The following is a 24,280-nucleotide window of genomic DNA, read 5'->3' on the forward strand; positions in this document are numbered from 1 at the left end:
GGGTCGCAGCGTGGCCTTGACCGCACTCCCTAATATCTGCACATGACAGGTACAGGAGGCGGCACCCGCCACTGGGCGCCGGGGGACCAGATCCTCTGGCGCTACCGCGACCACGCCCCTGGCCTCCAGGGCCAGTTCCACATCTGCCGTCCGGTGACGGTCGTCCAGGACACCGACGAGCTGCTCGCGGTGTGGATGGCGCCCGGCACGGAATGCGTGCGCCCGGTGCTCGCGGACGGCCGGCCCGTGCACCAGGAACCGCTGGCCACCCGCTACACCGCGGCCCGCACCACGGAGCGCTCCCAGTGGTTCGGCAGCGGCGTGCTCAAGCTGGCGCGCCCCGGCGAGCCGTGGTCGGTGTGGCTTTTCTGGGAACGGGGCTGGCGCTTCAAGAACTGGTACGTGAACCTGGAGGAGCCGCGCGTACGGTGGTCCGGCGGCATCGACTCCGCCGACCACTTCCTCGACATCTCCGTCCATCCGGACCGCAGTTGGCGCTGGCTGGACGAGGACGAGTTCGCCGAGGCCCAGCGGGTGGGCCTGATGGACGGCGAGCAGGCCGGGCGGGTCCGGGAGGCCGGGAGCGCCGCGGTCGGGGTGATAAAGGCGTGGGGCTGGCCGTTCTCGGACGGCTGGGAGGCGTGGCGGCCGGATCCCCGGTGGCCCGTTCCCGCGCTCCCGGCGGACTGGGATCGCACCCCGGCGCATATGCCGTCGTGAGACCCTTGATGCGCCCCCGGGGTTCAAACGTAGGATCGTCCTCCGCAGGACTTCGCAGGGGTCGGCAGCAGTAATCGGCAGTCCCGGTGCGAGAATTGACCGTATGTCACCACAGGGGGGTGGAGCATGCCCGGTGTCGCCGCCGCCCGGACGGGGCCCGTACTGCTCCGCAAGAACTTGGGGAACGGTATACCGCGTGGAGCGACCCCATCGCGCATCCTTACCCTGTCGCTGCACCTGCCGCCGCTCGCGGCAGGGCGGATGTCTCATCCCGGACGGACGGAACCCGACGCGTGACGGAGCCCCAGCCCACCTCGCACGAGAGCCGGCGCAAGGACATCGCCCGGCCCACCGAGCAGACCCGCCCCCGACCGGGTGACGCCCCGCCCGCCGCGGCCGCCCCGGATCCGGGCGCGGAGCTGCCGGATGCCCGCGCCGGTGGCTCCGGCCAGGACGGCGCGCGCGGCGCGGCCAAGCGCACCCCGCTGGGCGCCCGCGCCGCCGACCGGAGCGGTGGCGTGACCGCCTCCGTGCCCGGCCAGCCCGAGCGCGGCGGCCGGGACACCGCGGCCGCATCGGCCGTGCCCGCCTTGGGCGCGCCCGCCGTCCCGGGCGAGGGCGGCTCGGGGTCCGCGGGCCCCGGTGACGCCGCCGCGGTGGCCCGCCGCGAGGGCGACCGGCTGCGCTTCGTGGGCGCCGCGACCCGCCGGATCGCCCGCGGCATCGACCTGGACGAGATCGTGCTCGGCCTGTGCCGGGCCACCGTGCCGACCTTCTCCGACGCCATCCTGGTCCATCTGCGCGACCCGCTGCCGGTCGGCGACGAGCGTCCGGTCACCCCGTTCGTGCTGCGCCTTCGCCGTACCGACCGGCTGCGTTTAGTGGACGAGGCGCTGAGCGAGAGCGCCGAGGCCGAGGGCCTCACGGTGCTCGGCCCCGGCCCCGACCTGACGCCCGCCTCCGAGCTGTGCGAGGTGCGCACCGGCGGCGAGCTGAACGAGGTGCTGCGCGGGGTGCGGCCGGTCTTCGCCGAGTCCCCCGCCGCCCGCGCGGCCCTCGCCGAGCTGCTCGGCCCGGACCGTACGGTGCCCGGCGGCCGGCGCGCGATACTCGCGCCGCTCCGAGGCCGGCGGCGGGTGATCGGCGCCGCCGTCTTCGTGCGCGGCCCCGAACGGCCCGCCTTCGAGGCCAACGACCTGTTGGTGGCGGCCCAGTTGGCGACGCACACCGCCCTCGGCATCGACAAGGCCGTGCTGTACGGACGTGAGGCGTACATCGCCGACGAGCTCCAGCGCACCATGCTGCCCGACAGCCTCCCGCAGCCCACCGGGGTGCGGCTCGCCTCGCGCTATCTGCCGGCGGCCGAGACCGCCCGGGTCGGCGGCGACTGGTACGACGCGATCCCGCTGCCCGGCAGCCGGGTCGCCCTCGTCGTCGGCGATGTGATGGGCCACTCCATGACCTCGGCCGCGATCATGGGCCAGCTGCGCACCACCGCCCAGACCCTGGCCGGCCTCGACCTGCCGCCCGCCGAGGTGCTGCACCACCTGGACGAGCAGGCCCAGCGGCTCGGCACCGACCGCATGGCGACCTGCCTGTACGCGGTGTACGACCCCGTCGCGCACCGCATCACCATCGCCAACGCGGGCCACCCGCCACCGGTGCTGCTGCACCTCGGCGGCCGTGCCGAGGTCCTGCGGGTGCCGCCGGGCGCCCCGATCGGCGTCGGCGGGGTCGACTTCGAGGCGGTGGAGCTGGACGCCCCGTCAGGCGCCACGCTGCTGCTCTACACCGACGGCCTGGTCGAGTCGCGGCTGCGCGACGTGTGGACCGGCATCGAGCAATTGCGTGAACGGCTCGCCGCGACCGCCCAGTTGACCGGACCGGACCACTCGCCGCCGCTGGAGGCGCTCTGCGACGACGTGCTCGACATGCTCGGCCCCGGCGACCGCGACGACGACATCGCGCTGCTCGCCGCCCGCTTCGACGGGATCGCGCCGAGCGATGTCGCGTACTGGTTCCTCGACCCGGAGGAGACCGCCCCCGGCCGGGCCCGCCGGCTCGCCCGCAGGGCGCTTGAGCGCTGGGGCCTGGAGGAGCTGACCGACTCGGTGGAACTGCTCGTCAGCGAGGTCGTCACCAACGCCGTGCGGTACGCCGAGCGGCCGGTCACCCTGCGGCTGCTCAAGACCGACGTACTGCGCTGCGAGGTCGGCGACGACTCCCCGCAGCTGCCCCGGCAGCGCCGGGCCCGCGAGACCGACGAGGGCGGGCGCGGCCTGTTCCTGGTGAACCGCCTCGCCAGACGGTGGGGCGCGACCCGGCTGTCCGGCGGCAAGGTGGTCTGGTTCGAACTGCCCACCCGTAGCTGAACACCGGCCCGGAATACCGACGGCCCCCACCCCTCTCGGGGGTGGGGGCCGTTGGCCGTTGTGCTGCGCCCGGTGCGGTCAGCCCTGGTTGAGGGGGTTGGGCGGCGGGCTGACGTCACCCGAGCCGCTGGGCGTGGGGCTCTTCGGCGGCCTCGGCCTGTGCGAGGTGGAGCCGGACGGCGACTCCGCCGGGCTCGACGGTGTGTTGCTGGACGGCGTGTTCGGCACGCTGTGCGAGGGGCTGGGGGGCCCGGCGCTGCGCGACGGCGGGGCCGACGGCGGCCGCGCGGAGCGGCTCGGCGGCGTGTAGTCGGGCTGCATGGCCGCGCCCTGGTCGGTCTGCAGGTCGAACTTGTCGGAGCCGCCCTTGACCGCGTCGAAGGTGTACGCGGCCCAGATGCGGGCCGGGATGGAGCCACCGTTGATGCGGCCGTCCTCACCGGCGCCGTTCGTCATCGTGACCTGGCCGCCCTTGGGGACGGTCACGTCCTTGCCGTCGACCTTCACGGTGCGCGCGTCGGCGGCCTCGCCCCACATGCCCACCGAGGTGACCAGGTCCGGCGTGTAGCCGGTGAACCAGGCCGACTTGTTGTCGTCGGAGGTACCGGTCTTGCCCGCGACCTGCTTGCCGTTGCGGTTGTCCGCTTCGGCCACCGACGTCTTGGCCGTACCGTCGTCGACCACACCGGTGAGCACCGAGGTGACGGCGTCCGCCGCGTCCCTGCTGATGACCTGGCTGCCGATCGGGTCCGGCTTGTTGTACTTGTGGTCCTTGTGCTCGGCCGACTTCACGATCGACGGGACGACCTGCTTGCCGTGGTTGTCGAGCGTGGCGTACACCGCGGCCATCTGGAGCGGGCTGGAACCGTAGGAGCCGAGCGTCATGGCCGGCACGGGGTTCATGCCCTTGATGGAGGTCATGCCCATGGCGACGGCGGTGTCGCGCACCTTGTCGAGGTGGGCGTCGACGCCCATCTGTGCGAAGACGGAGTTGACCGACTTGTTCATCGCGTCCTGGACGGTGATGTCGCCGTAGCTGTGGTCGTCCTCGTTCGGCGGGTCGAAGGCGATGTCGCTGCCCTTGACCGGCCGCTTGCTGTCACCGTTGTAGATGGTGTTCGCCTTGATCGGCTTGCCGTCCTGCGTCTGGGCGCCCTGGTTGAACGCCGACGCGAGGATCACCGGTTTGAACGTCGAGGCCGGCTGGTAGCTGGGGTTGCTCGCGTTGCTGAGCTGGTGCTTGATGAAGTCCTGGCCGCCGTAGAGGGCGACCACCGAGCCGGTCTTCGGGTCCACCGAGGCCGCACCGGCCTGGAGGTCCGCGTCGACCTTGCGCTTCTTCGGGTCCAGCTTGCTGGTCAGCTGGTCCTTGACCGCGGCCTCAAGGAGCTTCTGCTTGTCGGGGTCGATGTTGAGCGTGATCGTCCAGCCGCCCGCGTCCAGGAGGGCCGAGTCGACGCCGTTGCGGATCAGCTCGTTCTTGGCCGCGTTGATCAGGTAGCCGGTCTGGCCCTGCATGCCGGGGGCGACCTTGGCGTCCATCGGCTTCTCGAACTGGAGCGCCTTGCGCTGCGCCGGGTCCAGCCACTTCATGTCGACCATGTTGTCGAGGGCCTTGTTCCAGCGCCCCTCGACCAGCTGCTTGCCGACCGGGCCCGCGGTCTGCCAGTCGTACTGACTGGGGGCCTGGAGCAGGGCCGCGAGATAAGTGCCCTCCGGGAGCGTCAGCTTGGAGACGTCCTTGCCGTAGTACGCCTGCGCCGCTGCCTGGATGCCGTAGGCGCCCCGGCCGTAGTAGCTGGTGTTCATGTACCCGGCGAGGATGTCGTCCTTGCTGTAGCGCTGGTCCACCTTGAGGGAGATCACGATCTCCTTCAGCTTGCGGCTGACCGTCTGCTCCTGCGTCAGGTAGTTGTTCTTGACGTACTGCTGGGTGATGGTCGAGCCGCCCTGGGCGCCCTTGCCCATCAGGGTCTTCAGGATGCCGCGGGCGGTGCCCTGGAGGTCGACGCCCTTGTCGTCGTAGAAGCTCTTGTTCTCCAGCGCGACGAAGCTGTGCTGGATGTCCGGGGGCACCTTGTCGAGGGGGACCGTCTCGCGGTTGACCGATCCGGTGCGGGCCAGCACCGTGCCGTTGGAGAGCTTGTAGACGTTGCTTTCCAGCTTGGCCTGGTCGTTGCCGTTGGGGATCGACACCATCAGATAGATGGCGTAGAACGCGCCCATCGCGAGCAGGCAGAGCCCGAAGAAGGCGCCGAGCATCTTCTTCCAGGTGAAGAACCGGCGTATGCCCTTCTTCTTCACCTTCTGCTTGTCGCCCCGGCGCGCTCCGCCCTGCCGGGCGCGCCGCTCTTCCGCTCGGCCCATAACCTCAGTCGCTCGCCTTCATATGACTCACCAGACTCGCCAGATCAGCTCAGAAAACTAACACCGCACCTATGGACAAAGCAGATTCGATCACGCCTTTTCCGTACGTGAGAATCAGCACCCGCCCCATGGGAACCGACGACTGAAACGTGGCAAGGGTTGCGAGAGTCAATAATGCTGCCCCGATTTGCCCAGTAATGAGATGGTCACCGACCGCTATGCACCCCGGGTATACACAGCAGGTATACCTAGTGCGTATAGTGCTCTTCCATGAAGCGACGCCTCCACGATCTCGCCCTCGGCACGCGGTTCGCCCTCACCGGCGGCCGCGAGGGCTGGGTCCGTACCCTGCTCACCGCACTGGGGGTCGGACTCGGTGTGGCCCTGCTGCTCGGGGCGGCGTCGGTGCCGCAGCTGACCGGGGAGCGGGCGGCGCGCAGCCACGCCCGGCAGCCCTTCTCGGAGGGCTCGGACAAGAACACCGGCCGACTGAAGGCCTCGCTGCTGTACGCCGTCGCCGACACCGAGTTCCGCGACGACACCATCGGCGGAAGACTGCTGCGGTCCGCGAGCGCCTCGCCCGTGCTGCCGCCCGGCCTGACCGCGATACCCGCCCCCGGCACCATGGCCGTCTCCCCCGCCCTGCGCGATCTGCTCGCCTCCCCCGAGGGTGAACTCCTGCGCCAGCGGCTCCCGTTCAAAATCACCCAGACCATCGGCGACGCGGGCCTGGTCAACCCATCGGAGCTGTTCTTCTACGCGGGCAGCTCCGCCCTCTCGGCCGACAGCGGCGCCGACTCGGCGGCCGGCTTCGGCAACATCGGCGACGTACAGCAGCTCAATCCGATGCTCGTCGTCCTCGTCATACTGATCTGCGTCGTGCTGCTGATGCCGGTCGCCATCTTCATCGCGACCGCCGTACGGTTCGGCAGCGAACAGCGCGACCGGCGGCTCGCGGCGCTGCGCCTGGTCGGCGCCGACGCCCGCACCACGCGCTGGATCGCCGGCGGCGAGGCGCTGGCCGGAGCGGTGCTCGGGCTCGCCACCGGCACCCTGCTCTTCCTCGGCGCCGCCCAGGTCATCGGCCCGATCGGGCTGTGGAGCGTCGGCTTCTTCCCCGGCGACTTCACGCCCGTGCCCTGGCTCGCGGCGCTCGTCGCCGTCGCCGTGCCCGCGCTGGCCGTCGGGGTGACCCTGGCCGCGATGCGCTCGGTCAGCGTCGAGCCGCTCGGTGTCGTACGCGGCGGACGTCCCCGGCGCCGCAGGCTGTGGTGGCGGCTGCTGCTGCCCGCGGCCGGAGCTCTGCTGCTCGTCGTCTCCCAGCGCCTCGACATCGAGCTGAACGCGCTCGCCCCGGTCGCCATCGCGGCGGGCGCCACCCTGGTCCTGCTCGGGCTCATCACGCTGCTCCCCTGGCTGGTCGAGGCGGTCGTGGCGCGGCTGCGCGGCGGCTCACTGCCCTGGCAACTGGCCGTCCGGCGGCTCCAGTTGAGCAGCGGTACGGCATCGCGCGCGGTCAGCGGCATCACCGTCGCGGTGGCCGGTTCGGTGGCGCTCCAGATGTTCTTCGTCGGCATCCACGACGACTTCAACAAGGTGACGGGCGCGGACGCGAGCCGCGCCCAGTACACCGTCATGGCCAACTACCCGGACACCGCGCTCGCCGAGCGGATGATCGGTGCCTTCCGCCAGACCCCCGGCGTGCGCCAGGTGATCGGCTCCGTCACCAGCTACGTGACCCGCCCCGGGACGGTGGCGGCCGGTGACATCCGGCCCACCACCCAGCTCACCCTCGGCGACTGCGCGACCCTGCGCGAACTGGCCGACATCGACTCCTGCACGGACGGCGACACCTTCGTGGTGCACCCCACGGACGACCCGGAGCAGGCTGCCTGGATGGACAGGACGGCGCGTCCGGGCCGGCCGGTCAACACCGCGCCGGACCACGAGCCCGGCGCGCGGCAGGTCCTGTGGACGCTGCCCGCCTCCGCCCGTACCGTCACCGCCCGCCCGGACCCCACCGGCCGCGAGGAGCACGGCATCTTCGTGACGCCGGGCGCGATCGACACCTCGCTGCTGACCTCGGGGGCCGTCACCCGCGCCGTACTCGTCGTCGACCAGGAGGTGCCGGACGCCGCCGAGCACATCCGCAACACCGCGACCCGCGTCAACCCGCTCCTGCGCGTCGCGACGGTACGCACCATCGAGCGCGACCAGCAGTACGCCGGGATCCAGACCGGGCTCCAGGCCGCCTCCCTCGCCACGCTCGGCCTGATCGCGGCCAGCATGCTGGTCTCGCAGCTGGAGCAACTGCGCGAGCGCAGGCGCCTGTTGGCCGCGCTGGTGGCCTTCGGCACCCGGCGCACCACCCTCGCCGGTTCGGTGCTGTGGCAGACCGCCCTGCCGGTCGCCCTCGGGATCGCGCTCGCGGCGGTCGGCGGCACCGCGCTCGGCGCGCTGATGCTGCGGATCATCGGCAAGACCGTCACGGAGTGGTGGCTGTTCGCCCCGCTGGCCGCGGCGGGCGCCGCGGTGATCCTCGCCGTGACCGTACTGAGCCTGCCGGCCCTGTGGCGCCTGATGCGCCCCGACGGCCTGCGTACCGAGTAACCACCCGTAACTTCCCCATCATTCGCAGCAGTTGAGAAGAATGGAAGGCCCCATGTCCATCGGCCACACCCTCCTCGGGCTCCTTGAGTCGGGCCCACGTCATGGGTACGACCTGAAGCGCGCCTTCGACGAGAAGTTCGGGCACGACCGTCCGCTGCACTACGGGCAGGTCTACTCGACCATGTCGCGACTCCTGAAGAACGGCCTGGTCGAGGTCGACGGCGTCGAGGCGGGCGGCGGCCCCGAGCGGAAGCGGTACGCCATCACAGCCGCCGGCGTCACCGACGTCGACGCCTGGATCAGGCAGCCGGAGAAGCCCGAGCCGTACCTCCAGTCGACCCTCTACACCAAGGTCGTCCTCGCCCTGCTGACCGGCCGCGACGCGGCCGACGTGCTCGACACCCAGCGCGCCGAGCACCTGCGCCTGATGCGGGTGCTCACCGACCGCAAGCGGCGCGGCGACCTCACCGACCAACTGATCTGCGACCACGCCCTGTTCCATCTGGAAGCCGACCTGCGCTGGCTGGAACTGACCGCCGCCCGCCTCGCCCAGCTCGCCACGGAGGTTCGTTCATGACGCCCGCCGGTTCCCTTCTCGTCGCCCAGGACCTGCACAAGGCCTACGGTCCGACACCGGCCCTGGACGGTGCCGGGTTCTCCATCCACGCCGGCGAGGTCGTCGCCGTGATGGGCCCCTCCGGCTCCGGCAAGTCCACGCTGCTGCACTGCCTCGCCGGGATCGTCACCCCGGACTCCGGGCGGATCCTCTACGACGGCCGTGAACTGTCCGCGATGTCGGACGCCGAGCGCAGCGCGCTGCGCCGCACCGAGTTCGGCTTCGTCTTCCAATTCGGCCAGCTGGTACCCGAGTTGACCTGCGTGGAGAACGTGGCGCTGCCGCTCCGGCTGACCGGCGTCAAGCGCAAGGAGGCCGAGCGCAGGTCGCTGGAGTGGATGGAGCGCCTGGAGGTCGCCGAGCTCGGGCACAAGCGCCCCGGCGAGGTCTCCGGCGGTCAGGGCCAGCGGGTGGCCGTGGCCCGCTCGCTCGTGACCGCCCCCCGGGTCGTCTTCGCCGACGAGCCGACCGGCGCGCTCGACTCGCTCAACGGCGAACGCGTCATGCAGCTCCTGACCGAGGCGGCCCGCTCCACCAACGCGGCCGTGGTCCTGGTCACCCACGAGGCGCGGGTGGCCGCCTACTCGGACCGCGAGATCGTCGTACGCGACGGAAAGTCCCGCGACATGATGCTGGAGCACTCCGCATGAGCCTGTACCGCGACCTCGCCCTCGGCGCCCGGTTCGCCCTGTCCGGCGGCCGGGAGGGCTGGACGCGCACCCTGCTCACCGCGGTCGGCGTCGGCCTCGGCGTGGCACTGCTGCTCGGCACCACGGCCCTGCCGGGCGCGCTGAACGCCCGGCACGCCCGCGACAACGCCCGCAACGACTACGGATCCTCCGTCCAGACCGGCGCGACGGCGGACACCCTGCTCATCGGGCGCGCGGAATCGACGTACCAAGGTGAGGACATACGGGGCCGGCTGCTCCAGCCGGAGGGCGACAGGCCTCCGCTGCCACCGGGCCTCTCGGCGATCCCGGCCCCCGGCACCATGGTGGCCTCGCCCGCCCTGCGCGATCTCCTCGCATCGCCCGAGGGCAAGCTGCTGCGTGAGCGCATCCCGTACAAGATCAGCGCGACCATCGCCGACCAGGGTCTGATGGGACCGCGTGAACTCGCCTACTACGCGGGCAGCGACACCCTCAAACAGCGCAAGGCCGCCGTCAGCCAGGGCGACGTGCTGCGGATCACCGGGTTCGTGGACCGGCAGCAGGAGAAGCTCGACCCGGTCCTCGCCCTGCTCATCGTGATCATCTTCGTGGTGCTGCTGATGCCGGTCGGCGTGTTCATCGCCGCCGCCGTACGCTTCGGCGGCGACCGGCGCGACCAGCGGCTTGCGGCGCTGCGCCTTGCGGGCGCCGACCGCCGGATGACCCGGTGGATCGCGGCCGGCGAGGCGCTCGCCGGAGCGCTCGTCGGGCTCGTCCTCGGCACCCTGTTCTTCGTGGTCGGCCGCCAGTACGCGGGCGACGTCTCGATCGCCGGGCTCAACGTCTTCCCCTCCGACCTCGACCCCACCCCGCTGCTCGCGGCGGGCGTGGCCGTCGCGGTCCCCGCCTCGGCGGTCGCCGTGACCCTGTTCGCGATGCGCTCGGTGGTCGTGGAACCGCTGGGTGTCGTCCGCACCTCGGTGCCGCGCAAGCGGCGCATGTGGTGGCGGGCGCTGCCGCCGCTCGGCGGCCTCGCTCTGCTCGCCCCGATGATGGGCCGGGGCCGCGACCACGGAACGTTCAACCAGATCCAGGTGATCGGCGGCACCGTACTGCTGCTCATCGGCGTGACCGCGCTGCTCCCCTGGCTGGTGGAAGCGGTCGTGCGCAGGCTCGGCGGCGGCCCGGTGGGCTGGCAACTCGCCGTCCGCAGAATGCAGTTGACGTCCGGTTCGGCGGCCAGGACGGTGAACGGCATCGCGGTGGCGGTGGCCGGCGCGATCGCCCTGCAGATGCTGTTCGGCGCCGTCGAGGGCGACTACGTGAAGTCGAGCGGCGAGGACACCAGCCGGGCCCAGCTGACCGTGCCGCTCGCCGACAGCACCCCCGCGCAGCAGTCCCGCGAGGTCCAGACCCTGAAGGACACCGAGGGCGTGACCCAGACGGTGGTCCTCGGCTACGTGGACGCCGGCGACCGGCCCAAGAACCTGACGAACTACACCCCCGTCACGGTCGGCAGCTGCGCGGACCTGCGCGAAACCGCCACCCTGCCGGCCTGCGCGGACGGGGACGTCTTCAACGCGGTCGGTGGTGAGTTCGGCCACGAGACGCCCGCGAAGCCGGGCAGCACGCTCTACCTCGACCCGACGAACGGCGGCCCCGGCCAGCCCAAGGGCGCGGAGATCCCCTGGACCGTCCCGGCGGGCATCAAGAACGTCCAGACCCGCCCCGACCCGATGGGAACGGCCCGCAACGGCCTCCTGCTCACCCCGGGCGCGCTCGCCCACACCCCGAAGGTGCCGACGCGCTCCAGCGTGTACGTCTCGACCGCCCCCGGCGACTCCCTGGCCAAGGAGCGCGTGCTGAACGTGGCCGCCGCGGCCGACCCGCTCACCACGGCGCGGGCGCTGAGCAGCGTGCAGACGTCGGCCCGGTTCGCCGGGGTGCGCAGGGGCCTCTACATCGGGGCCGCGGCGGTACTGATGCTGATCGGCGCGAGCCTGCTGGTCTCGATGCTGGAGCAGCTGCGCGAACGCAGGAAGCTGCTCTCGTCCCTGGTCGCCTTCGGCACCCGGCGCACCACCCTCAGCTGGTCGGTGCTGTGGCAGACCGCGCTGCCGGTCGCGCTGGGCCTCGGCCTCGCGGCGGTGGTCGGCCTCGGCCTCGGCTCGGTCCTGCTCAGGATGGTGGGCCGGTCCGTCACCGTCGACTGGGTGCCCGCGGTGTCGATGGTCGGCATCGGCGCGGGCGTGGTCGCCCTGGTCACGGCACTGTCCCTGCCACCGCTGTGGCGCCTCATGCGGCCGGACGGGCTGCGTACGGAGTAGCGCCGGGAGGTCGCGGTACGGGGGTCCGGGGGCAGCGCCCCCGGTACCGTCACCCCGACACCCTGACCGGCAAATCCCGCATCGCCCCGCGAAGAGCGACGGCGAACTCCTCGAACTCGCCCTGGCGAGCGGCCCCCGTCCGCATCGCCAGGGCGACCGTGCGCGAGGGGGCCGGTTCCGCGAAGTACCCGGTGACCAGGCGGTCGTTGCGGCCCGTCTCGATCTCGACGGCGGTACGCGGCAGCAGCGTCACCCCGAGCCCGCCCGCGACCAGTTGCACCAGCGTCGACAGGCCCGCCGCGGTCGTCGTCACCGGCGCCCCCTCGGTCCGCCCGGCCTCCCGGCAGATGTCGAGCGCCTGGTCCCGCAGGCAGTGCCCCTCGTCGAGGAGCAGCAGATGCAGTTCGCGCAGAGCCTCACGGGGAATGCCGGTACGCCCGCCGAGCCGGTGGTCGCGCGGGGTGACGAGCACGAAGTCCTCGTCGAACAAAGGGAGTTCGGTCACCCCCGGCACCCCGAGCGGAACGGCGAGCAGCAGCAGATCGAGGCGCCCGGCGCCGAGCCCGTCGAGCAGCGAGGAGGTCTGCTCCTCGTGGACCTGGAGGTCGAGCTCCGGGTAGCGCTCATGGACGAGCCGCAGCACGGCGGGCAGCAGATAGGGAGCCACCGTCGGGATCACCCCGAGCCGGAGCACCCCGGTGAAGGGGGCGCGTACCGCCTCCGCCTCCTCCATCAGCCCGCCCACCGCGTCGAGCACCGCCTTCGTCCGCACCGCGAGCCGCTCGCCGGCCGGCGAGAGCAGCACCTTGCGGGTCGTACGCTCCAGGAGCTGCACGCCGAGCGCTTCCTCAAGCGCCGAGACCGCTCCGGACAGCGCGGGCTGGCTCATGCCGATGGCGGCCGCCGCGTCACGGAAGTGCAGATGCTCCGCGACGGCCGCGAACGCCCGCAGCTGCGCCAGGCTGGGCTGCTTGCCCCTATTACTGATGGCCACTGATGGGCACCTCCGGTCATGCCGAGCCATTCTATCTATCGCGATCCACTACTTATCTATTTGCAACTTCTGGGCGCGCATCGCGGCAAATACGTGCCGGCCAGAGATGCAAGAAGGCCCCCATCGCTGGGGGCCTTCCTCAAGACGTTCGTCTCGTTCAGTTGGCCTTGTCGTAGGCCTCGCGGATCTCGGCCGGCACTCGACCGCGGTCGTTGATGTCGTAGCCCTTCTCCTTGGCCCAGGCCCGGATTGCCGCCGTGTCAGTACGGCCCCCAGAGGCCTTCTGAGCGGTCTTGATGCGGCCCGCCTTGATGCGGCGACCGGCCTTGGTGAAGGGCGCAACGGCTTCCAGCAGCTTGTCGTAGCTGTCGGGGCCGAGGTCGATTTCGTACCCCACGCCGTCGATCACGATGGTGTGGGTTGCGGCCTCCTGGGACTCTTTGCCAGTGAGGTCGTCGGTGTAGACGGTTACGATTTTCTGAGCCATGGGTGGGATTGTAGGGCCGTTTGACCCTTGCAACATCCACGTCCCGCGTCGAGTTACCAGCGGTGACGTTCAGGCTGTTCTTCGTGCCCTCACACCTCGTCCGCCCGCTTCGCGAACTCCACAAGCCCGGCGCCCCGTTGAGGAGCTCCTGACGTGCCATGCGAAGGTGAACGGCTTCAGCGATCTCGGCGTCACTGGCTCCTGGGTCGCCCTTGCGCAGAATGGCATGCGCGTACTCGGGTGTTTGCAGCAAGCCCGGTACGACTGTCCGGGACCACTCCCGCACCTCTACCGCAGTCCGCTCTATCGTCATGCGGCGCTGGTAGAGCGCCGGGAAGGCAGCTGACATCACCTCCTCATACAGGCGCCTGAATTTTCCGTCTGTGTTGAAGAGTTGGTCCAGGGCTGTCGGAAGCTCTCCAGGAATTGACCCAGTGCCCGACTCCCGGCTGACAGTGCTTTTTGAGGTACGAGTGAGCTGTCCAGCCTTCGTCTGAGTCAGCGGGCCGTCTGGGTGCAGTTCCCGAACGCTCTTCAGTTCCTCGGCGAACCGGCCGCGGGTTTGACATATGCCGCCGCGACCAATGCCCAGGTCGGGCCTCGAAACACTTCCGATGGTGGCGGCGTGAGCACAAGTCTGGCCCAAGCAAGGGAAGTTGAGTACATGCGGAGGGCGACGGCGCCAGACCATGACCAGCGACAGCGCCGGGAGCACCACTCGGCCCACCGCAGAACAACAGTGAGTCCGCCGCCCCTGCCGGACGAAACCCGATCAGACTCCCTCGGCAGGGGTGGACTGCTCGGAAGTGTCTTCCGGCACGGCCCAGTTCGAGGCAAGGTGACGGTTGGGATCGTCAGCCAGACATGGAGGTCATCATGGCCCCGCACATGCTCGGCAAGGACCCGGAGTCTCCCGACGGAAAGTCGGCGACTGTGTACTACGACGACGTTGCTGACAGGCACCTGGTCCAGGGGAAGAAGGTTCTCGACCTTGAGCGGCTGGCCCAGTTGGATCTGCCCGACCATGAGACCGTCGTGGAGATCCCTACGTACATGGCGAAGTTCTTTCCGGAGGTGAGCGGTGGCCGTGGAGCCGACTTTTCTTGAGCTGTTCCGGCAGGCCGAACGGTCCGCGGTGCATCTGGAGATGCGCGACAGCTACATGCTGTCGGACCCCAGCTATGCCGCCTGGCAGGCTGGGGAGCGCCACCGTGCGGAGGACAATGATGCGGAGATCCGGACCTGGCTCAAGCTGATGCTGGAGATCACACAGCGCGGTGTTGAGGTCCGACGCACCCGAGTGTTCTCTGTGCCGGAGTCGGACTATCTCCGGTTCGCGCACCACCTCACCGACGCCAACGTATAGGCCGGCGAGCAGGTCCGTTACCTTCCCAGGTGGAGGGCATCCGACCTGACTCTCCCGGGGAATGACTTCTGGCTGTTCGACAACAGCCTTGTTGTCTTTCTCCACTTCACTGGCGAAGGTGAACTGTCTCCTGACGGTGACGAGGAGCGTACGACCGATCCGGACGTGGTTCGGCTGTGCTCAACCGCCTTCGAGGCCGTGTGGCAGCGGGCAACGCCGCACGAGAACTACCGACCGTCGTGATCCACCAGTGAGCTGGGCAGTGCTACCCGTGGCCCCGTCGTCTGAAGTCGCGCAAGATCAGGCGCTCGACCTCATCACTGCGGCACGTGGCGCGGCAGACCTTTGCGTCGAGTGGCGGCGGCTTGAACGTACCGGCCTCAAGCGTGTGCAGGAATCAGTAGCGCCTCTCTACCGGCGTACTCGGCTGTTCCGTATCTACCAGTCAGATGTTGTTCCGGGCCTGCTCCAGACCGAGGACTACACCCGCTCTGTGCTGACTACCATCGTGGCGCTGCGGGGTGCCCCCGATGACATCGAAGACGCCGTAGCCGTGCGGATGGCGCGCCGGCGCATCCTTCGGTCGAGTCGCCATCGGTTCCTGATCCTCATCGAGGAGTCGCTCCAACCTACCCACTCACTACGCGGGTAAGAATGAGGGTCGGCCTGGTGCGACTGGTGCTTGGGTGACTTCCCCGCGGACGGGGTGGACTTGGACCATGTGCGCACGCTGTCCCTCGGCGGCGAGGACATCGACAGCAATGTGCAAGTGCTGTGCCACGGGTGTCACCAGCTCAAGACGCGTACGGAGTTCAGGGCCGCCGGTGACCTGTTCTGACACCGCCCGTACGGGCCTGGTCAGAGTCCGTACGGGGCGGTGAATCCTTCACCCTTTGCGCTTCTCCGGCATTTCCTGGAAATAGGCACCTGGGGCCTTCTCCCCCGTCTGGAGCTTCGGAGCTGACTTGCTCGGGCTAGCAGTCTCTTGCTGAGCTGCTTGCTTCGCAGTTTCTCGCTCTGTTCTTCCCTTGCGCCTCGAAGCCTTCTTATTGCTCTTCCCGCTCATACCGGGTCTCCTTTCGCCACGGTTGCACTGTCGCCACCAGTACACGCAGACCGCGAGGGAGAGGCATCCCGTGTGCGTCATACGGGCTACGGGTCGCCCGCTCGGGACAGGTGCTAATCGAGGCTCACCCGAACAAGCTGAGAGAAACGATCCCCCACCCCCGATCGGAGGCGATCCCCCCTGCCCCGCAGACCACGCCCCCCTTGCTCTGTCCCCGGGTGCCCCGAGCTGACGGCCCGTGGGTAAGCGCTGAAGAGAGATCTGCCATCGTTGCTGCCCATGCACCACGCACCCCGCGATATCGGGGCGGCAACCATAGTGGATGTGGACCGCGTGCGCCCACCTGGGTCGAGGAATTACCGAGCTGAAGAAGTGCCGGAGCGGCGCTTAAGCACGACCCAAGAGTTCACCTGCGATATTGCCGATGAGGCCTCCGTCAATTTCGTCATCGGTCTTTTTGCTCCTGTCATGCTTACGGCCGGAGGCCTCGCGATGCCCACTGTCGGGGGTAGGCTCAAGCCGGGCGGTTGAACCCCCGGTCGTGCCCCTTGGCGGAGTCGCCGCGGAAGCGCCATTCATTCCGATCGCGGCGAGTAGAACAGGGGTGGTGACCGCAATGGCCAGGGCTCTGCGTACGCGCATGGCTTCCTCCTCATCCAGGACAACAAGTCGCCGCCAAGCTACCCCGGCATTCACCCTGAAAAACCGCTCATCGAACTAACCGCTCGTACGGCCGAACGTTTGGCATCCTGCACTCGCACCTTTACTTGGGGCGCTATGCAGGTGGGCACGCTGCCGCGAGTGAGCCCAGCTCGCAATTTCAGCCGGAGCAGAATTTGACGCTTTGAAAATTTTCGGCGCCCTCCATCGACCTGCCCGCTTCCACAGTTACCGTAGGCACCCCCGCGCAACCGCTATTCTCGTAGAGCCCGGCTTTAAAGTCTGTGAAATTGCGGCATGACTCCGTCCCGCTGATTTCGTGCCTCTGGGCTCCGGACGGATCTCTCGCCCCTTCCCGGGGGCACCCCCCTGTCTCGCAAACCCCGCCACCTTGCTCCGTCCCCGGGTGCCCCGAGCTGACGGCCCGTGGGTAAGCGCTGAATAGAGATCTCCATCGTTGCTGCCCATGCATCACGCGCCCCGCGTTACTCGGGGCGGTCTGCCGGGGTCGTGAGGCAGCACAAGGGGGCCGTGCCGCCCATCAGTTACCGGCTTCCAACTTGGAGTGCTCCGCGGCGAGCACTACGGGCTGAGTTCTGGTCGCCAATTGCACGTGCCCGAGGCGTACCCAGAAGCCAGCATCAGCGCGTACTGCGTTGCACTCCGGGTTGGTGCACCGCCACAAGATGGTCTGGCGCTGCTCGCCCGGTGCCCGGCAGAACCGGCAGCGGGGTCTGTGGGCGGACACCGTGACTTCCCCGCTGACGGACAGCCGACGCCAGGGAAATGGACATGTCGACTCCCCACTGGCGGTCCCCTACTCACGCTGTGCGATATTCCCGTGCTCCGCAGGCTCGCCGCGTCGACACGAACTGAGCCCCGGCGGCCGGGGAGGGCTGCCGGGGCCCGGGCTGGCCGGAGAGGTCAGCTGACCCAGTTGGCGGGGACGTTGGCGTACGTGCCGTGCTTGATGATCGGTCCGTCGTAACTGATCTTGTTGCCCTGGGTGTAGTCGAGAATGACCAGGCGCTCGCCCTTGAAGATCCGGATGTCGTTGCCGATGGTGTGCACCGCGTCGAAGTCGCCGGAGAAGCCCGCCGGGAGCTGGGCGAAGGTGCCGTGCTTGGTGATCGGTCCGTCGTAGCTGATCTTGTTGCCCTGGCTGATGTCGACGATCACCATGCGGTCTCCCTTGAAGATCCGCACGTCGTTGCCGATGTTGATGACGTCGTCGATGTCCTGGGCGAAGTCCGCCGGGACCTGGGCGTAGGTACCGTGGCCGGTGACCGGGCCGTTGTAGGTGACCTTGTTGGCCTGGGAGACGTCGACGATCACCAGGCGCCCGCCCCGGAACAGCCGTAAGTCGTTGCCGATGAAGTGCGCCCCGTCGATGCCGTTGGCGAACTTCGGGGGCACCTGGGCGAACGTGCCGTGCTTGGTGGTCTGCCCGTTGTACGTGACCTTGTTCCCCGAGGCCGTGTCGATGCACAGCACCTGGTCGCCCCGGAACAGCCTGATCTCACTGCTGATCGCCACTGCTGCACTGATCATGGTGCACTCCCCTTCGTCGCAGGACGTCCTCCGCTGAACACACGCCACTCCCACAGCGTTCATGCTGTGGCCGCCGCTCCAGCGCGCAGAGAGGTCACCTCGGAACCTAGTCCGCCCCCGCCACAATGGCCCCTGGACGTAGGGCACTTAGGCCGGTTCGCACACCTTCGGCCGGAAACCCCGCCTTGCCCGGGACAGGCATGTAGCGGCGGGCACCATGGCGGGCTCCTGGCTCCGTTCAGGCTCGGCACCAGAACGGTACTCACGCCGTGGACGCGGCGTGAACCTTAACGGCCCGCGCCCCTCGGAGTGCGGGCCGTTAGCATCTCCAACACAGACGCCTGCATCAGGTGGTATCGATGTCGAGTTCTATGTCTGGGCTGCACTCAGGACAGGGCGACAAGCCATTCGCCAAGAGCACTCGGGCCTCATGAGCTGTCACTGCGGTGGCGGCGGACCGTCTTGCCTTCACCTTTCTGCACTGGCCTTCGTGGACTCGCTCGGGAAGCCCATCGTTGAGCTCGACGACCCATTCCGGAGACATCGGTCTCCGCGGGATCGGGGCGGAAGGCCTTCGCTTCGGCTCGGGATGCGGAGTAGCGACGGCACTGCGAGCAAGATCAGCAAGACGCTTGCGTACCGCCTCAAGCTGGAGCTCCAGATACCGCTCCAAGACCAGAAGCCGGGTCTCGCCCGAAGGCAGCAGTTCGCTCATGCGTTCGAGTGCAGAAGGAGGCCTACCCGGTCGCCCATCATGCGAGTACGGATGGGCGCCCCAAGGGGCCACTGCGCCCCACCTCGGCCCGACGCTCGACTTTACTGATCTTTCATGACGACGCCTCGCGCGCATATATAGGGAGTGATATGGACTTCCGATCAATGCGAGCAGTGATGGCTATTTCACTGATCAATACCTGTTGTGACAGGGTGAACGTCAGTCCAACCCCTCACGTAAGCCCTGAAACGGGCATACGACGCAACAAGGAGTGCAATGCTCAACGTCGGTGACCAGTTCCCCGAGTTCGACCTGACTGCCTGCGTCTCGCTGGAGGCGGGCAAGGAGTTCGAGCAGATCGACGCAGAGTGGCTGAAGCGCAACCGCGACGAGAAGGGTTGGTTGGTGGTCTTCGCGTGGCCCAAGGACTTCACCTTTGTCTGCCCGACCGAGATCGCCGCGTTCGGCAAGCTGAACGACGAGTTCGCCGACCGCGACGCCCAGATCCTCGGCTTCTCCGGTGACTCCGAGTTCGTGCACCACGCCTGGCGCAAGGACCACCCGGACCTGACCGACCTGCCGTTCCCGATGCTGGCCGACTCGAAGCACGAGCTCATGCGCGACCTCGGCATCGAGGGCGAGGACGGCTTCGCGCAGCGCGCCGTCTTCATCGTCGACCCGAACAACGAGATCCAGTTCACGATGGTGACCGCCGGTTCCGTGGGCCGTAACCCCAAGGAGGTCCTGCGGGTCCTCGACGCCCTGCAGACCGACGAGCTGTGCCCGTGCAACTGGACCAAGGGCGAGAACACCCTGGACCCGGTCGCGCTGCTGGCCGGTGAGTAACCCATGTCCCTCGACGCCCTGAAGTCCGCCGTACCGGACTACGCCAAAGACCTGAAGCTGAACCTCGGTTCGGTCATCGGGAACTCGGACCTGCCCGCCCAGCAGCTGTGGGGCACCGTACTCGCCTGCGCGATAGCCTCGCGCTCGCCGAAGGTGCTGCGCGAGCTGGCGCCGGACGCGAAGGCGAACCTGTCGCCCGAGGCGTACACGGCCGCCAAGTCCGCCGCCGCGGTCATGGCGATGAACAACGTCTTCTACCGCACCCGCCACCTGCTCTCCGACCCGGAGTACGGCACGCTGCGGGCCGGTCTGCGGATGAACGTCATCGGCAACCCGGGCGTGGAGAAGGTCGACTTCGAGCTGTGGTCGCTCGCCGTCTCCGCGGTGAACGGCTGCGGCCAGTGCCTGGACTCGCACGAGCAGGTGCTGCGCAAGGCCGGTGTCGACCGCGAGACGATCCAGGAGGCCTTCAAGATCGCCGCGGTGATCCAGGCCGTGGGTGTCACGCTCGACTCCGAGGCCGTGCTGGCCGAGTAGTCCTCGCTCGTACGCGAGCGAACCCGCTCGTACGCGAGCGAAGGGGCCCTGCCGGATCGATCCGGCGGGGCCCCTTCGGCGTTCACGCGTGCCTGGTCACTCCCGGTCCCCGGCCGGGACGGGCGCGAGCTCGGCGACCGGCGCCTCGGTCGGCGGGAGGGCACCGCGCAGGGCGTTCTCGCGGGCGTACTGCCTGAGGTAGCCGACCACCGCGTTGGTGACCGCGACCAGCGGGACCGCGACCACCGCGCCGCCGATGCCGGCGACCAGGCCGCCGGCGGCCACCGAGAGGACCACCGCGAGCGGGTGCACCCGGACCGCGCGGCCCAGGATGAACGGCTGCAGGACATGGCCCTCGATCTGCTGCACGGCGAGGACAAGCAGCAGCACCATCAGCGCGTTGAACACGCCGTCGGTGACCAGCGCGACCACCACCGCGAGCGCGCCCGAGATGACCGCGCCCACCAGCGGGATGAAGGCGAACAGGAAGATGAACACGGCGAGCGGCACCGCCATGGGCACGCCCAGGAAGTAGATGCCGACGCCGATGCAGATCGCGTCGATCAGCGCCACTATCACCGTGCCGCGCACATACGCGGTGAGGGTGCGCCAGGCCCGCGGACCGGCGCCCGCGACGCCCGGACGGGCGGCGGACGGTACCAGTTTGAGGACCCACTGCCAGATCTTCGGGCCGTCGTACAGCAGGAAGAGCGTCGAGAACATCGCGAGGAGAATGCCGGTGAGCACCTCCACGAGGACGGTCACGCCCTGGAGTCCGGCCGAGGTTATCGCGTTGGTGTTGGCCCCGATGGTGTCGCTGAGGTTCTTGGCGATCTGGTTGATCTGGTCCTCGGTGACATGGAACGGGCTGTTCAGCGCCCAGCGTTTGAGCTCCTCGATGCCGGCCCGCACCTTGTTGGACAGGTCGTCGAGGTTGTCCATGACCTGCCAGACCACGAACCAGCCGACGAGGCCCATGATCACGAACCCGGAGATCGCGGTGACCGCGGTGGCCACGCCGCGCGGCAGCCCCGCCCGCTTGAGCCGGGCCACGGTCGGCTGGAGCAGCGCGGTGATCAGGAGGGCCGCGACGAACGCGAGCACCACGAGCCGGATCGCGCTGATGACCTGCGTCAGTACGTAGAGGGTGCCGGCCAGGACGAGCAGCCGCCAGCTCACCTCGGCCGCGACCCGCATGCTCCACGGAACGGCGTGGACCGGATCGGGCCGGGCGGCGACCGTGGGCGCGTACGAGGGCGGCGGCGGTACGCGCTCGGGGGCCTGGCCGCCCGAACTCGCCACCTCCACCGCCGCGTTGGCCTCGACCGGCGGGGATTCCGGCGCGGCGGGCGAGGGTTCCGGTGCGGTCGGCCGGGATTCCGGCGCGGCGGGCGGCATCGCGGGCTCGCCCCCGGCAGCAGCGGGCTCGGGACCGGCAGCAAGGTGTGCCGGTCCGACCGACGGGGCGACGGCCACCGGAGCGGCCCACGCATCGGCTTCCGCCTCCGCGCGGCGCTCGTCCAGGCGCTCTCCCATCCGGGTCAGCCCGGCGCCTAGCCGTCCGAGCAAACTGGGCACTCTCGACATGATCCCGCCGTTTCCCTTTCCCCCGACGCTGAGTCTCCCCACGCCTTCCCCCCGAGCCGTCCGGACCTGACCGTACACGGGCGAAGCCCCGCACCGAAGGACGGTGCGGGGCCTCGAAAGGTTGAGCAGCTCCGGGCGGTTTTTTCCGGAGCCCGGTACCAGCCTTCTCGGCTAGTACCAGCTGTTGGCCTGCCAGAACGACCAGGCACCGCAGGGGCTGCCGTAGCGCTCGTTCATGTAGTTGAGGCCCCACTTTATCTGGGTGGCCGGGTTGCTCTGCCAGTCGTCGCCCACGGAGCTCATCTTGGAGCCCGGCAGCGCCTGGACGAGGCCGTAGGCACCGGAAGAGCCGTTGGTGGCCTGGTAGTTCCAGCTCGACTCGTTGTTCACGATGTGGCTGAAGCACTGGAACTGGCCCGAGGGGACGATCTGGCGGGCGAGCGCCTGCACGTCGGAGACCGAGTAGGAACTCTTGACCGCGAGGTTCGAGACGTCCCGGGCGGCCGAGCGGCTGGCGGCCTGGGTCTCCAGGTCGCGGGCCTTGGCTTCCTTGTCGGCCTTGTCCTTGTCGGCGGCGTCCTTCTTGGCCTTGGCGTCCTGGGCGGCCTGGACGCGGGCGGCTTCCTCGGCGGACTTCTTCGCCGAGGCGCTGGCCTGGGCGGCCTGCGCGTCCGCCTGCTGCGTCAGGGACGCGGTCTGAACCTGGGCCTGCTGTCCTGCGGGGATGTCCGCCAGGAGCGTCGAATCAGCTGCGGTCGCCTCGAAGTTGTCGCTCGAAGCGGCAGCGGGGCTGCCTGCGGCAACGCCGACGACGGCGCCTACGGTGGTGACCGCAGTGGCAGACGCCACCGCGAACCCCCGGACCGAGATCCGGCTCACACGGTTTCCTTCCAGCAGCGTCCGCACGGGTGACCTCGCGGACGCAATCGTGCCCCTGGCTCTCTCCTCCCAACTACTGGGCCACGGGAGGAACTGACCCGATGGGCAACTCCCCTGCGGGAAGTGCCGCGTGATGCGCGGGCGGCATACGGCTCAGCTATTGAGTTGCGTGGGTACGGAGGTACCCGGGGTACAGGGGTGCCGTATGCGGGGCCTGACGGATGCAAGACTCTGCCGGAAGCCGACGCCGCGAGGCAATTCCCCGTTGCGTGTGAAACCTCACACCCCGCTTACCCCAGTAGTTTTTTCCAATCACACACACAAGAAGGCGCCGCCCGGCTAAGCTGCTGCGCTCGACCGGACGGCGCCAACTGGTGCGTACTGACTCAGATCTGAACGTCCTCCAGCATTTCGGTCACCAGGGCGGCGATCTGCGACCGCTCGGACCGGGTGAGGGTGACGTGCGCGAACAGCGGGTGCCCCTTCAGCTTCTCGACGACCGCCACCACACCGTCGTACCGACCGACCCTCAGGTTGTCCCGCTGGGCCACGTCATGGGTGAGCACCACCCGCGAATTGGCCCCGATCCGGGACAGAACGGTCAACAGGACGTTCCGTTCCAGCGACTGCGCCTCGTCCACGATCACGAAGGCGTCGTGCAGCGAGCGGCCCCGGATATGGGTGAGCGGCAGGACCTCCAGCATGCCGCGCGAGGTGACCTCCTCGATCACCTCACGGCTCGTCACCGCGGACAAGGTGTCGAAGACGGCCTGCGCCCACGGCCCCATCTTCTCGGCCTCGGAGCCGGGCAGATAGCCGAGCTCCTGCCCGCCCACCGCGTACAGCGGCCGGAAGACCATCACCTTCTTGTGCTGCCTGCGCTCCAGGACGGCCTCCAGGCCCGCGCAGAGCGCCAGCGCGGACTTGCCGGTGCCGGCCCGCCCGCCCATCGAGATGATCCCGACCTCCGGGTCGAGCAGCAGATCGAGCGCGATCCGCTGCTCGGCGCTGCGCCCGTGGATGCCGAACGCCTCGCGGTCGCCCCGCACCAGCTTGATGTTCCCGTCCGCGGCGACCCGCCCGAGTGCCTTGCCGCGCTCGGAGAGCAGCACGAGCCCGGTGTGGACGGGAAGCTGGGCGGCCTCCGGAACGTAGAGCGCGTCCTCCTCGTAGAGCAGGTCGATCTGCTCGCCGCTCAGCGGCAGTTCGGCCATTCCGGTCCAGCCGGAGTCGGTGATCGCCAGCTCGGCGCGGTACTCCTCGGCGAGCAGACCGACCGACGACGCCTTGATCCGCAGCGGCAGGTCCTTCGACACGACGGTGACGTCGTATCCCTCCGCCTGGAGATTGCGGGCGACGGCGAGGATCCGGGAGTCGTTGTCCCCCAACCTGTAGCCGGCGGGCAGTACGCCGGGATCGGAATGGTTGAGCTCGACGCGGAGGGTGCCGCCGAGCTCCCCCAACGGGATAGGGGCGTCGAGGCGTCCGTACCGGACCCGGAAGTCGTCGAGCAGGCGCAGCGCCTGCCGGGCGAAGTAGCCGAGCTCGGGATGGTGCCTCTTCGCCTCCAGTTCGGTGACCACGACGATCGGGAGCACCACTTCGTGCTCCTCGAACCGGGTCATCGCGTTGGGATCGGCCAGCAGGACGCTGGTGTCGAGGACGTAAGTGCGCCGGTCGGGCATGCGGCGCTTTGTGCTGGTCACCACGGAAGGACGTACCCCCTCGTAAGAGGCGCATGAGGTCGGGGTGCGACGGCGTCGCGGAAACGGGGACCGGGCTCTGGCCGCGATGCGCGGGCCGAGCTCCGGCCCTCCGCGTCGTCCGCGCGCGGTGCACGGTCGTCCTGGTGCAAAGGGCCTCCCGGGCGAGCGGCGCTGCCGCCGCTCACTGAGATCCGACGTCCGTGGACCGGACGTCGACCTGGCTG

At 69.3% G+C, this 24,280-nt stretch carries 19 protein-coding genes and 2 pseudogenes; 12 read left to right on the top strand and 9 right to left on the bottom strand.

The features are described from left to right. The first annotated feature begins 42 nt into the window (after nt 1–42). Entirely contained in the window at nt 43–720 is a 678-nt protein-coding gene (locus tag ACIBK6_RS29600) for a DUF402 domain-containing protein (protein WP_399054478.1), read from the top strand. Between the two features lie 293 nt (nt 721–1,013). Next, nucleotides 1,014–3,092, top strand: a complete 2,079-nt coding sequence (locus ACIBK6_RS29605) for a SpoIIE family protein phosphatase (RefSeq protein WP_399054479.1) — start codon at nt 1,014–1,016, stop codon at nt 3,090–3,092. 78 nt (nt 3,093–3,170) lie between these two features. Here ACIBK6_RS29605 and ACIBK6_RS29610 read toward each other — a convergent pair whose 3' ends face one another. Next, nucleotides 3,171–5,459 (bottom strand): transglycosylase domain-containing protein, encoded by a 2,289-nt coding sequence (locus tag ACIBK6_RS29610; RefSeq protein ID WP_399054480.1) that lies wholly within the window; start codon nt 5,457–5,459, stop codon nt 3,171–3,173. A gap of 270 nt (nt 5,460–5,729) precedes the next feature. On the opposite strand from ACIBK6_RS29610, the gene ACIBK6_RS29615 reads away from it, so the two are divergent. The 4 genes from ACIBK6_RS29615 to ACIBK6_RS29630 are packed head-to-tail and all read left to right on the top strand — an operon-like array spanning nt 5,730 to nt 11,662. Next, nucleotides 5,730–8,069 (top strand): ABC transporter permease, encoded by a 2,340-nt coding sequence (locus tag ACIBK6_RS29615; RefSeq protein WP_399054481.1) that lies wholly within the window; start codon nt 5,730–5,732, stop codon nt 8,067–8,069. 52 nt (nt 8,070–8,121) lie between these two features. Beyond that, on the top strand, nt 8,122–8,646 hold the full coding sequence (locus ACIBK6_RS29620) for a PadR family transcriptional regulator (protein ID WP_399054482.1): 525 nt from the start codon (nt 8,122–8,124) through the stop codon (nt 8,644–8,646). Beyond that, nucleotides 8,643–9,335, top strand: a complete 693-nt coding sequence (locus ACIBK6_RS29625) for an ABC transporter ATP-binding protein (protein WP_399054483.1) — start codon at nt 8,643–8,645, stop codon at nt 9,333–9,335. The genes ACIBK6_RS29620 and ACIBK6_RS29625 overlap by 4 nt, the downstream gene beginning before the upstream one ends. Further along, complete coding sequence (locus ACIBK6_RS29630; protein WP_399054484.1) at nt 9,332–11,662, top strand: FtsX-like permease family protein; 2,331 nt, start codon at nt 9,332–9,334, stop codon at nt 11,660–11,662. The genes ACIBK6_RS29625 and ACIBK6_RS29630 overlap by 4 nt, the downstream gene beginning before the upstream one ends. Before the next feature lie 49 nt (nt 11,663–11,711). On the opposite strand, the gene ACIBK6_RS29635 is transcribed toward ACIBK6_RS29630, so the two are convergent. From ACIBK6_RS29635 to ACIBK6_RS29645, 3 genes and pseudogenes are all read right to left on the bottom strand, one after another. Beyond that, nucleotides 11,712–12,656: a hydrogen peroxide-inducible genes activator gene (locus tag ACIBK6_RS29635; RefSeq protein WP_399054485.1), complete on the bottom strand. Its 945-nt coding sequence runs from the start codon at nt 12,654–12,656 to the stop codon at nt 11,712–11,714. Nucleotides 12,657–12,813: 157 nt separating this feature from the next. Beyond that, the gene (locus tag ACIBK6_RS29640; RefSeq protein ID WP_399054486.1) at nt 12,814–13,143 is read right to left on the bottom strand and encodes an Lsr2 family protein; all 330 of its coding nucleotides are present in this window, start codon (nt 13,141–13,143) and stop codon (nt 12,814–12,816) included. A gap of 139 nt (nt 13,144–13,282) precedes the next feature. Beyond that, a pseudogene (locus ACIBK6_RS29645) lies at nt 13,283–13,834 on the bottom strand (Scr1 family TA system antitoxin-like transcriptional regulator); the annotation flags it as partial. A gap of 185 nt (nt 13,835–14,019) precedes the next feature. Between ACIBK6_RS29645 and ACIBK6_RS29650 the strand changes: the two are divergent. The 4 genes and pseudogenes from ACIBK6_RS29650 to ACIBK6_RS29665 all read left to right on the top strand — a co-directional run bounded on the left by ACIBK6_RS29650 (nt 14,020) and on the right by ACIBK6_RS29665 (nt 15,347). Then, a complete protein-coding gene (locus ACIBK6_RS29650; protein ID WP_399054487.1) occupies nt 14,020–14,250 on the top strand; it encodes a hypothetical protein in 231 nt (76 codons plus the stop codon). 40 nt (nt 14,251–14,290) lie between these two features. Beyond that, nucleotides 14,291–14,752: pseudogene (locus ACIBK6_RS29655) on the top strand (DUF6879 family protein). A 145-nt stretch (nt 14,753–14,897) separates the two neighbouring features. After that, nucleotides 14,898–15,161, top strand: a complete 264-nt coding sequence (locus tag ACIBK6_RS29660) for a Scr1 family TA system antitoxin-like transcriptional regulator (protein ID WP_399054554.1) — start codon at nt 14,898–14,900, stop codon at nt 15,159–15,161. A 30-nt stretch (nt 15,162–15,191) separates the two neighbouring features. Continuing rightward, nucleotides 15,192–15,347 (top strand): HNH endonuclease, encoded by a 156-nt coding sequence (locus ACIBK6_RS29665; protein ID WP_399054488.1) that lies wholly within the window; start codon nt 15,192–15,194, stop codon nt 15,345–15,347. 1,812 nt (nt 15,348–17,159) lie between these two features. Here the strand turns inward: ACIBK6_RS29665 and ACIBK6_RS29670 are convergent. Both ACIBK6_RS29670 and ACIBK6_RS29675 read right to left on the bottom strand, forming a co-directional pair. Beyond that, nucleotides 17,160–17,786: a hypothetical protein gene (locus ACIBK6_RS29670; RefSeq protein ID WP_399054489.1), complete on the bottom strand. Its 627-nt coding sequence runs from the start codon at nt 17,784–17,786 to the stop codon at nt 17,160–17,162. A 346-nt stretch (nt 17,787–18,132) separates the two neighbouring features. Next, entirely contained in the window at nt 18,133–18,636 is a 504-nt protein-coding gene (locus ACIBK6_RS29675) for a DUF6233 domain-containing protein (protein ID WP_399054490.1), read from the bottom strand. A 141-nt stretch (nt 18,637–18,777) separates the two neighbouring features. Between ACIBK6_RS29675 and ACIBK6_RS29680 the strand changes: the two genes are divergently transcribed. Then, on the top strand, nt 18,778–19,347 hold the full coding sequence (locus tag ACIBK6_RS29680) for a peroxiredoxin (RefSeq protein ID WP_399054491.1): 570 nt from the start codon (nt 18,778–18,780) through the stop codon (nt 19,345–19,347). 3 nt (nt 19,348–19,350) lie between these two features. Continuing rightward, entirely contained in the window at nt 19,351–19,884 is a 534-nt protein-coding gene (locus tag ACIBK6_RS29685; protein WP_399054492.1) for an alkyl hydroperoxide reductase, read from the top strand. A 96-nt stretch (nt 19,885–19,980) separates the two neighbouring features. Here ACIBK6_RS29685 and ACIBK6_RS29690 read toward each other — a convergent pair whose 3' ends face one another. The 3 genes from ACIBK6_RS29690 to ACIBK6_RS29700 all read right to left on the bottom strand — a co-directional run bounded on the left by ACIBK6_RS29690 (nt 19,981) and on the right by ACIBK6_RS29700 (nt 24,059). After that, on the bottom strand, nt 19,981–21,471 hold the full coding sequence (locus tag ACIBK6_RS29690; protein WP_399054493.1) for an AI-2E family transporter: 1,491 nt from the start codon (nt 21,469–21,471) through the stop codon (nt 19,981–19,983). 171 nt (nt 21,472–21,642) lie between these two features. Then, nucleotides 21,643–22,350 (bottom strand): transglycosylase SLT domain-containing protein, encoded by a 708-nt coding sequence (locus tag ACIBK6_RS29695; RefSeq protein ID WP_399054494.1) that lies wholly within the window; start codon nt 22,348–22,350, stop codon nt 21,643–21,645. A gap of 386 nt (nt 22,351–22,736) precedes the next feature. Next, nucleotides 22,737–24,059 carry a PhoH family protein gene (locus tag ACIBK6_RS29700; RefSeq protein WP_399054495.1) on the bottom strand — a complete coding sequence of 441 codons (1,323 nt, stop codon included), beginning with the start codon at nt 24,057–24,059 and terminating at the stop codon, nt 22,737–22,739. Between the last annotated feature and the right edge of the window lie 221 nt (nt 24,060–24,280).

The sequence above is a fragment of the Streptomyces sp. NPDC050485 genome, from assembly GCF_044458185.1.
Taxonomy (GTDB): Bacteria; Actinomycetota; Actinomycetes; order Streptomycetales; family Streptomycetaceae; genus Streptomyces.